Below are 9,574 nucleotides of genomic sequence, written 5' to 3'. Positions count from 1 at the left end.
GCCCCGCTTACATACTGTGTGGGTTTACTCCCTTTCCCGCCAGCGCTACAATTCCCGCCCTAAATTTATGGGATCTCCCCAGCCGCCTCACCTGGTGAGGCGAATCTGACCTGTCATCAGAACGAGAACATCATGTTTAAACCGGAACTCCTTTCCCCGGCGGGAACGCTGAAAAATATGCGTTACGCTTTCGCTTATGGCGCGGACGCCGTTTATGCGGGCCAGCCACGTTATTCACTGCGCGTGCGCAATAACGAATTCAACCACGAGAATTTGCAAAAAGGCATTAACGAGGCCCATGACCTCGGCAAAAAATTCTACGTCGTGGTGAATATCGCGCCGCACAACGCCAAGCTGAAAACGTTTATTCGCGATTTAAAACCCGTGGTGGATATGGGGCCGGATGCGCTGATTATGTCCGATCCGGGTTTGATTATGCTGGTGCGCGAAAACTTCCCGGAGATGGATATTCACCTGTCCGTACAGGCTAACGCCGTAAACTGGGCGACGGTGAAGTTCTGGAAACAGATGGGGCTGACCCGCGTGATACTCTCTCGCGAACTGTCGCTTGATGAAATCGCCGAAATCCGCGCTCAGGTGCCGGACATGGAAATTGAAATTTTCGTCCACGGCGCGCTGTGTATGGCCTATTCCGGCCGCTGCCTGCTCTCTGGCTATATCAACAAGCGCGACCCGAACCAGGGAACCTGCACCAACGCCTGTCGCTGGGAATATAACGTCCAGGAAGGTAAAGAAGATGACGTCGGCAATATCGTGCACAAATACGAGCCGATTGCCGTGCAAAACGTTGAGCCAACGCTGGGTATCGGCGCGCCAACGGATAAGGTATTTATGATTGAAGAGGCCCAGCGTCCGGGCGAGTACATGACCGCGTTCGAAGATGAGCACGGCACCTACATCATGAACTCCAAAGACTTGCGCGCGATCGCCCACGTTGAGCGTCTGACACAAATGGGTGTGCACTCGCTGAAAATTGAAGGCCGCACCAAATCCTTCTACTACTGTGCCCGCACCGCGCAGGTCTACCGTAAGGCCATTGACGATGCCGCCGCAGGCAAACCGTTTGACACCAGTCTGTTAGAGACCCTTGAAGGGCTGGCACACCGCGGCTATACCGAAGGCTTCCTGCGTCGCCACACTCATGACGATTACCAGAACTACGAGTATGGTTACTCCGTCTCTGAGCGTCAGCAGTTTGTCGGCGAGTTTACCGGTGAGCGTAAAGGCGAGCTGGCGGCCGCGGCGGTGAAAAATAAGTTTATCGTCGGCGATAGCCTTGAGCTAATGACCCCGCAGGGCAACGTTAACTTCACGCTGGAACATATGGAAAACGCCAAAGGCGAGGCAATGGAGGTTGCACCGGGAGACGGTTATACCGTCTGGATGCCGGTTCCCCAGGATGTGATGCTGGAGTATGCCCTGTTGATGCGTAATTTTACTGGACAGACCACGCGTAATCCGCACGCTAAGTAATTAACCGGGGTTATTTTTTCACTCGACAAGAATCTTAGAATCGGATCACATACCGTTGCGGTCATTATGGGTATTATCCTCATCGCTGAAAAACATAACCCATAAATGCTAGCTGTACCAGGAACCACCTCCTTAGCCTGCGTAATCTCCCTTACGCAGGCTGATTTTTTTATCTCCCCTTTTACCTTCCTTCCAGGCGCGCTTTCCGGTCGTGAGATACACTTTGCTCATGGTATTTTCGAAGAGCGAAAAGGATGAGCAATTTTCCAGGCAGTTTATTGATCCTCAACGGTAAAAGTGCAGGCGACGACATGTTGCGCGAGGCCATTACCCTCCTGCGCAACGAAGGGATGGACATTCAGGTGCGCGTCACATGGGAAAAAGGCGATGCAGAGCGCTATGTGGCAGAAGCCATCAAACTCGGCGTCGAAACCGTGATTGCGGGCGGTGGCGATGGCACCATTAATGAAGTCGCCAGCGCGCTGGTGCACAGTGATAGCGACAACCCACCTGTATTGGGGATTTTGCCTTTAGGCACCGCGAATGATTTTGCCACCAGCGCCGATATCCCGGAGCCACTGGATAAAGCGCTACAGCTCGCTATCGTGGGTAAAGCGGTGCCTATCGACATTGCCGAAGTGAACGGCAAAACCTGCTTTATCAATATGGCCACCGGCGGGTTTGGTACCCGTATTACCACCGAAACGCCAGAGAAACTGAAAGCCGCGTTGGGCGGTGTCTCCTACATCATTCATGGTCTGATGCGCATGGATACGCTTAAGCCGGACCGCTGCGAAATCAAGGGGGAAGATTTCCACTGGCAGGGCGACGCGCTGGTCATCGGCATCGGTAACGGACGCCAGGCAGGCGGCGGGCAACAGCTATGCCCTGGTGCGCTCATTAACGACGGCCTGTTGCAACTGCGTATTTTTACCGGCGATGAGATCCTGCCCGCCCTGTTCACCACCCTGACCCAGCCGGAAGATAATCCGCATATTATTGACGGTAAATCCGCCTGGTTTGAGGTGAGCGCGCCGCACGATATCACCTTTAACCTGGACGGCGAGCCACTAACCGGGCAGCATTTCAGTATTAACATTCTGCCCGGCGCGCTGAAATGCCGTCTGCCGCCTGACTGCCCGCTACTGCGTTAAGCCTTACAGTAGATTGAAGCCGGTCGACGGGTGAAAAAGAGCCAGTGGTTGCCGTAAGAGGAGATCTGCCAGAAGAGAATTGAAAAGCGCATCTCTCCCCGCATGGCGAAGAGAGATGCGTTATTTATGCGGGTATTTAAGCGATAGTCACTTTCTTATCGAGATAAACATCCTGAACGGCATTAATTAATTTCACGCCGTCGGCCATAGACTTTTTAAACGCCTTACGGCCAAGAATCAGCCCCATGCCACCTGCACGCTTATTAATAACCGCCGTGCGCACAGCATCGCTTAAATCGGTTTCACCACCGGCTGCGCCGCCAGAGTTAATTAAGCCTGCACGCCCCATATAGCAGTTTGCCAGTTGGTAGCGCACCAGATCGATAGGGTTGTCACTGGTCAACTTGCTGTAGACGCGTTCATCGGTATAGCCGAAGTTTACCGCTTTGTAACCGCCGTTGTTTTCCGCCATTTTCTGTTTGACGATATCAGCACCGATGGTTGCCGCAATATGGTTTGCCTGGCCGGTCAGGTCGGCGGAAACATGATAATCCACGCCATCTTTTTTAAATGCCGGGTTTCGCAGATAAGCCCACAGCACCGTTACCATCCCCAGCTCATGAGCGCGTTCAAATGCGGCAGAAATTTCTTCAATCTGCCGACGTGACTCCTCAGAGCCAAAATAGATGGTCGCGCCAACAGCGACGGCCCCCATGTTGAACGCTTGCTCTACGCTTGCATAGAGCGTCTGGTCATATTCCGTGGGGTAGCTCAGGGTTTCATTGTGATTAAGCTTGACCAGGAATGGAATACGGTGCGCGTAGCGGCGCGCCACAGAAGCCAGCACCCCATAGGTGGACGCCACACAGTTACAGCCGGCTTCAATCGCCAGCTCAACGATGTTTTTGGGATCGAAATAGAGCGGGTTAGCAGCAAACGAGGCCCCGGCGGAATGTTCGATACCCTGATCAACCGGCAAAATCGACAGATAACCCGTTTTGGCAAGTCGGCCAGTGTTATACAACGTCTGCATGTTACGCAGAACCGCTGGCGGACGGTTGTTATCCATCATCACACGGGTGACGTAATCCTCTCCCGGCAGGTAGAGTTGGTCGGCCGCTATGGTCGTGCAACGGTGTTGTAAAAGGGTGTCGGCATCGTTGCCTAGTAACTGCACAATATCAGTCATCGCTATACTCCCGTAAGCTCCGCACAAGGGCGGATATGGTTTGTCCTGACCCGATGAATGGGCAGAATAAGCCTGGTACCGTTTGTCGAGGCTTGCCACCATGTCGCCGTTTTTCAGCATTTTCTGGTGGCACGTTTCGGCTAGTGGTTTACCGCTGTGCGAAGCTTACTATTTTGCCCCCGATTCCCCACCCGGCTGGCGCTACGCTAAGCCGGGCTACGTATTACGTGTAGCGCCATTCGGGGCCCCCTCACCACCACGCATGAAAATGGTGTACCGGGCCGATGCCATGTCCCACCTCCAGCGTGTCTGCCTGGGCCAGCGCCGCTGACAGCCAGCGCTTGGCCTCATTGACCGTTGAAGCCCAGTCCGCGTGACGTGGACGCAGTGCCGCCAGGGCGGCCGACAGCGTACAGCCCGTGCCGTGGGTATTTTTGGTTTTTATTCGGGGGGCGGTAAAACGTTCAGTGCCATTACGGGTAAACAGCCAGTCCGGGCTTTCATCGTTATCCAGATGCCCGCCTTTGATTAATACCGCTTCGCATCCCAGCGCCAGCAACGCCTGTCCCTGCTCATGCATCTCACGTTCGTTGCGGGCGTGAGGGGCATCCAGCAGCGCGGCGGCCTCGGGCAGATTGGGAGTAATCAGTGATACCTGTGGCAACAGATGTTGTCGCAGCGCCATTACCGCCGAGGAGGAAAGCAGCGGGTCACCGCTTTTTGCCAGCATGACGGTATCGAGCACCACATTTTGCACCTGATAGCGGCGCAAGCGCTCCGCCACCGCTTCAACAATATCGGTTTCCGCCAGCATGCCGATTTTGGTCGTATCAATGCGTACATCGCTGAACACCGAATCCAGTTGCGCGGCAACAAAATCAGGTTCAATGCGATAAACCGACTGTACGCCGCGGGTATTTTGCGCCACCAGCGCGGTAATGACCGAACAGCCGTAGGCACCCAGCGCCGAAAAAGTTTTCAAATCGGCCTGAATACCCGCCCCGCCGCTGGGATCCGTTCCGGCAATGGTCAGTGCGTTGATCCGTTTCATACCAGCACCTCCCCCTGAAGCGCATAGAGGGCATCGAGAAACGCCGGGATAAAGCTGCCAGGCCCGCGCGTGGTCGCCACGGCCAGACTGCCTGCCTGTGCCATAAAGGCGCAGGCCGCCGCCACGTTATACAGGCGATCGCCGGGTAATGCGCAGCAGGCGGCTACCACCGCAGACAGTGCGCAGCCTGTTCCCACCACTCGGGTCATCAGCGGGTCGCCCCCCGTAACGCGCAGGGTGCGAAGACCATCGGTGATGTAATCCACCTCACCGGTTACCGCAACAGTAGCCCCCGTCTGGCGTGCCAGCGCCTGGGCCGCAGGCAGCGCGGCAATGGCGGTATCGGTAGTGTCGACACCGCGCCCTCCGGCACTCATCCCGGCAAGCGCCATAATTTCCGAAGCGTTACCGCGTATGGCGGCTGGCTGCAAAGTCAAAAGCTCACGACAAAAATCGCTGCGGAAGGTTAATGCCCCAACGGCAACCGGATCCAGCGTCCAGGGTTTACGGGCGGCATTAGCGCTCAAGATGGCCGCGTGCATCGCATCGGCGCGTTCCCGGGTCAGTGTGCCGACATTAATCAGCAGCACGTCAGCAATGGCGGCAAATTGCTGCGCTTCGTCGCGGTCAATCACCATCGCCGGGGACGCCCCCAACGCCAGCAGAACATTGGCCGTAAAGGTCTGCACCACATCGTTGGTCATGCAGTGGACAAGCGGCTTACATTGACGGAATTGCTGAAGAATTTGCGCGATTTGCGCACGGTGAAGCAGGTCAGGTTGCATCGATTCGCTCCTGCCCGGCGTGAAGAAGGGATGCCGGGCAGGCATCTGACTTCCCTACGCTGGCATTATCCAGATCAGGTGGTACGGGTATTTCTCAGCCCTTTGTAAAAAGGGGCACCCCGAGTCATTCAATTAGGTCTCTTTTAAGAGGAAGCCAGCGTAAAGGAAGTGGCTTGTCGTTGCAAGCTTGCCTGTCAGACCATTACTTTGGCATCTGGAGGAACGAGAGCGCTATGTTATTTTTATACCAATTTTATCGCAGTCAATACCACATCGGATGGTCAAGCCCATGGTGATAAAAAACGAGATGTCTTTACGATTTTGTCTCTAAATATATCCTTACTACTTTACTGGCTCGAACCAGACGGTTTTCACAGCAATAAGTGTTATCTACTTTCACTTTCCGGTGCCGATTTAGCCCCCCTGCTACGTAACTCAGTTTATCGCAATAATTGAAAAGGCACTTACAAAAATTCCTCGCGTTGGTATCTGGTAAAAGTTAAATATTTTACTTATTAAATATAATGTGCGAATGTGTTTTTGAGTTTCGTGTGAGTAATTTAATTTAACATATAAATTACTTTTTTATATCACACACTGCGAATGCTAAGAGTTATTAATGTCAGGACAGACAATATAGCGCTATTGGCTGCTGCATCACTACAGGTTCGGCGGAAGAGAAGAAGAAAGAAATTTTATTGTACACAGACGATATAGAGAACACATCCCTCCTTCTTAAGACACGGAAATAAAGAACACTATGACAAGTTACAACCTGACGGTAAAGGCTAAAAATTTTTGAAAAGCACCAGTACCCAAGGGTAAATATGTAAAATTAAAACGCAGCATTAGTCTTAATCATCGATATTTTTTATTTAATATTTATTAATTAGCCAGCTATTAGTTCCACCATAAAACATCAAGTTTAATTCACCCTTCCTGCATTGACGCACTTTTTTTTCGCTACGTAAGATAAATTTACTTTTTTCACCTTTCAAAATAACAAGAATATTCTTAATGCTTTTTTATGTTTTATATTTTCCTACAAACAGCATTTTGTATGTTTATCGTTTACATCAGCTACCGGTAAACAGGCTCGAAAAAGCTTTATCAGGAGCATTAGTTTAGAAAGTATTACTTTGGAAAATAACTTATTAGGGTTAATGATGAAGGCTAATGTCTGTATTTTTATTCTCTCTCTTGTGCTTACCGGTTGCATTGCTGATCACTCACAAAGCTCCGTTGATTACAGCTCTGCATCACCTGCTGCATTATGTGCTGCTTTAGGTAGTGTTAAGGCTAAGCATGACGAATATCAGTTTAAGCGTCTGCAAGATTTAGTAAGCGCGCGTATAGAAGCTAATACCTTCTCAATTAGCGCTGAGCAATGCCAGGATTTAGCGATAAAAGGGATGATTGCTACAAGCTTAAATGAGGAGCTAAGCAAAGCGAATTGCGCTGATGTCGCATAATGCAAGAAGCAATAAGTATTTTTATTTACCTTTCTGAAATATTCATTGTTTTTATTCTACTCGAGTTAATGAAGGGGATAAACAGGAAGTGAAGAAATTCCTTCTCTATGTTGCTGGTTTTATAGTTTTCATCGTCTTAGCGATATGTACTGCGGGTTATATTAAATTTAATGTATTTGGGGATCTATGAAAAAGAGTGTTTTAGCAGGCGTAGTGGTTTGTTTACTTTCCGGTTGTGTTATGGCTAATCCTGCTCATGAAGTTAGCGCCAGAGAAGTACATGCTAAAGAGCGTAGTCATAAAAGCGACGTTGAAAAAGTGGAACAAGTAGCCGCCTCAGGTGTACCTGACAGGCTCCATGCCATTAAATTACGCGGTAATGATAGTGGCTATTTCACTGTTGTGATCGGCAATGGTTACACCTTGGCAATGGTTAAAGATGAACCAGCAAAGATCACGCGTAAAAATGAAAATTATTACGAAGTAACAAACAAAGCTTATGTGATTGGTGTTTATCTTGATGAGAACGGCTTTAGCTCCGCCAGTTGGAATCGTCATAAAGGCAGAGATCACGGCGATTTTGTATTAATCACTGACTAACAGGAACAAAAAGAATGCAGCACAACACACCATCAACACGCGATTTTGTTTGTCCTGTCTTTGGTACAGTTCGTTAATTTGCAATAACCCCTTTCATCATGGGTTATACAGAAAAGCAGGCAAATTGTGACGAGTGGCCTGCTTTTCTATGCCCGTTTTGCATCATTGGATGCCTGGATGCCTTACTCAGCCACACCAACGACATAGCGGCCATCTTTATTCTTGATCGTGTACCTGTGCGAATCATCACAAATCACAATCAGAGAACCGCCGAACGCGGAAGGATAAACGCCTTCCACCTTGTTGCATTCATGTCCAGCCTCGCGAATCAGCCTCTGGCTTTCCAGTTTCAGTTGCGGGGATCCCGAATCAGCAAGAGCGCCAGCGCATATGCCAACGCCCAACATCACAATAAGAATCCGTTTCAAAGCAACCTCCTTCGCCGGGTAATTAACAGTACCATCGGCAAAAAGTTAAAAGAAATTAATCAATTCAGTCGATAGAAAAGGCAATATTGAGTTTAAAAATAAATAGTAACAGCCCCACTGGCTGCAATATCAGGAGGTCGTAACTGAAATCATTGAACCCGTTGAGCTCTGCTGCTCAGCCCAAAATACCGTGTACAGCACTCTGCCATACTGAGTAGCGCTCTGTCACTGCTCACCGCAAGGAACTTTCAGCGTTGAGGCATCGCACGCTATTTTCACTTCTGGAGGATAAGTGCTCCCCTCCCGCGCGGGTTTTTCACCTGCCCCCAAGCGAACTAGCATTAACACATCCCCTGACGAATACTGAAATCACGGAGTGTTTATGAAAGCTATTGCTATTACTCAGGCCGCACAGAACGGCAGCAACATTGACTTTTTAACCGACATTGAATTACCAACACCGAAAGCCGAAGGTCATGATGTGCTGGTCGAAGTGAAAGCCATCTCTGTTAACCCGGTGGATACCAAAGTCCGCGCCGGGTTTAACGCCGATAAACCCCGCGTACTGGGCTGGGACGCGACCGGTGTGGTTACCGCCGTTGGCGACAAGGTCACGTTATTTAAGCCCGGCGACGAAGTCTGGTATGCCGGGGCATTGACCCGTCCTGGCAGTAACAGCGAATTTCAACTGGTGGATGAGCGCATTGCCGCCCACAAACCTGACTCGCTGGATTTCGCCTCTGCCGCGGCCCTCCCGCTAACCGCCATCACTGCCTGGGAAATGTTGTTTGACCGTTTAGGGGTACGTGAAGAGGGCAACGAAGGCGACGTGCTGTTGATTGTCGGTGCCGCAGGCGGCGTAGGCTCCATTCTGACGCAACTGGCGCGTAAATTGACCCGTCTGACGGTGATTGGCACGGCATCCCGCCCGCAAAGCCAGCAGTGGGTTAGCGAGTTGGGCGCGCACCATGTTATCGATCATAGCAAACCGTTAACCGAGGAGCTGGCGCGCATTGGCATTAAGCAGGTCAGCCACGTTGCCAGCCTCAACAACACGGAGCAGCACTATCAGCAGTTGATCAACGCCCTGCAACCACAAGGTAAACTGGCCCTGATTGACGATCCGCAATCACTTGACGCTGTGCCCTTAAAAGTGAAAAGCATTTCTTTGCACTGGGAATTTATGTTTACCCGCTCCATGTTCGGGACCGCCGATATCGCGGAGCAACACCGTTTACTGGCGCGTGTCGCCGCACTTATTGATGATGGGGTTATCAAAACCACGCTGGGAGAACACTTCGGCGCCATCAACGCACAAAATCTGCGTAAAGCGCACCAGTTGCTTGAAACGCACCGTGCGGTAGGCAAAATCGTGCTGGAAGGATTTTCTGCGCACTAACG

The 9,574-nt window shown here is 51.0% G+C and carries 9 protein-coding genes and 1 riboswitch; of the genes, 5 read left to right on the top strand and 4 right to left on the bottom strand.

Annotated elements, in window-relative coordinates; translation table 11 throughout:
* Nucleotides 1-132 precede the first annotated feature (132 nt).
* Complete coding sequence (gene trhP / locus MRY16398_RS08990) at nucleotides 133-1,494, top strand: prephenate-dependent tRNA uridine(34) hydroxylase TrhP (protein ID WP_125124191.1); 1,362 nt, start codon at nucleotides 133-135, stop codon at nucleotides 1,492-1,494.
* 254 nt (nucleotides 1,495-1,748) lie between these two features.
* The gene (gene yegS / locus MRY16398_RS08980; protein WP_041851991.1) at nucleotides 1,749-2,648 is read left to right on the top strand and encodes a lipid kinase YegS; all 900 of its coding nucleotides are present in this window, start codon (nucleotides 1,749-1,751) and stop codon (nucleotides 2,646-2,648) included.
* A 136-nt stretch (nucleotides 2,649-2,784) separates the two neighbouring features.
* On the opposite strand, the gene fbaB is transcribed toward yegS, so the two are convergent.
* The 3 genes from fbaB to thiM all read right to left on the bottom strand — a co-directional run bounded on the left by fbaB (nucleotide 2,785) and on the right by thiM (nucleotide 5,673).
* Nucleotides 2,785-3,837, bottom strand: a complete 1,053-nt coding sequence (gene fbaB, locus MRY16398_RS08975; RefSeq protein WP_041851992.1) for a class I fructose-bisphosphate aldolase — start codon at nucleotides 3,835-3,837, stop codon at nucleotides 2,785-2,787.
* Between the two features lie 250 nt (nucleotides 3,838-4,087).
* Nucleotides 4,088-4,888, bottom strand: a complete 801-nt coding sequence (gene thiD, locus MRY16398_RS08970; protein ID WP_041851993.1) for a bifunctional hydroxymethylpyrimidine kinase/phosphomethylpyrimidine kinase — start codon at nucleotides 4,886-4,888, stop codon at nucleotides 4,088-4,090.
* Entirely contained in the window at nucleotides 4,885-5,673 is a 789-nt protein-coding gene (gene thiM / locus MRY16398_RS08965) for a hydroxyethylthiazole kinase (protein WP_125124190.1), read from the bottom strand. Before thiM ends, thiD begins: the two co-directional genes overlap by 4 nt.
* 34 nt (nucleotides 5,674-5,707) lie before the next feature.
* A riboswitch (TPP riboswitch) is annotated at nucleotides 5,708-5,805 on the bottom strand.
* 1,007 nt (nucleotides 5,806-6,812) lie between these two features.
* On the opposite strand from thiM, the gene MRY16398_RS08960 reads away from it, so the two are divergent.
* Both MRY16398_RS08960 and MRY16398_RS08955 read left to right on the top strand, forming a co-directional pair.
* A complete protein-coding gene (locus tag MRY16398_RS08960; RefSeq protein ID WP_041851995.1) occupies nucleotides 6,813-7,145 on the top strand; it encodes a hypothetical protein in 333 nt (110 codons plus the stop codon).
* A 186-nt stretch (nucleotides 7,146-7,331) separates the two neighbouring features.
* Nucleotides 7,332-7,745 carry a hypothetical protein gene (locus MRY16398_RS08955; protein WP_125124189.1) on the top strand — a complete coding sequence of 138 codons (414 nt, stop codon included), beginning with the start codon at nucleotides 7,332-7,334 and terminating at the stop codon, nucleotides 7,743-7,745.
* 182 nt (nucleotides 7,746-7,927) lie between these two features.
* Here MRY16398_RS08955 and MRY16398_RS08950 read toward each other — a convergent pair whose 3' ends face one another.
* A complete protein-coding gene (locus tag MRY16398_RS08950; protein ID WP_041851996.1) occupies nucleotides 7,928-8,173 on the bottom strand; it encodes a hypothetical protein in 246 nt (81 codons plus the stop codon).
* A gap of 382 nt (nucleotides 8,174-8,555) precedes the next feature.
* Between MRY16398_RS08950 and MRY16398_RS08945 the strand changes: the two genes are divergently transcribed.
* Complete coding sequence (locus MRY16398_RS08945) at nucleotides 8,556-9,572, top strand: zinc-binding alcohol dehydrogenase family protein (protein ID WP_041851997.1); 1,017 nt, start codon at nucleotides 8,556-8,558, stop codon at nucleotides 9,570-9,572.
* Nucleotides 9,573-9,574 lie beyond the last annotated feature (2 nt).

The sequence above is a fragment of the Phytobacter sp. MRY16-398 genome, from assembly GCF_003925915.1.
Classification (GTDB): Bacteria; Pseudomonadota; Gammaproteobacteria; order Enterobacterales; family Enterobacteriaceae; genus Phytobacter; species Phytobacter diazotrophicus.
Note: the sequence above shows the minus strand (reverse complement) of the source record. Positions and strands in the feature narration are given on the sequence as shown.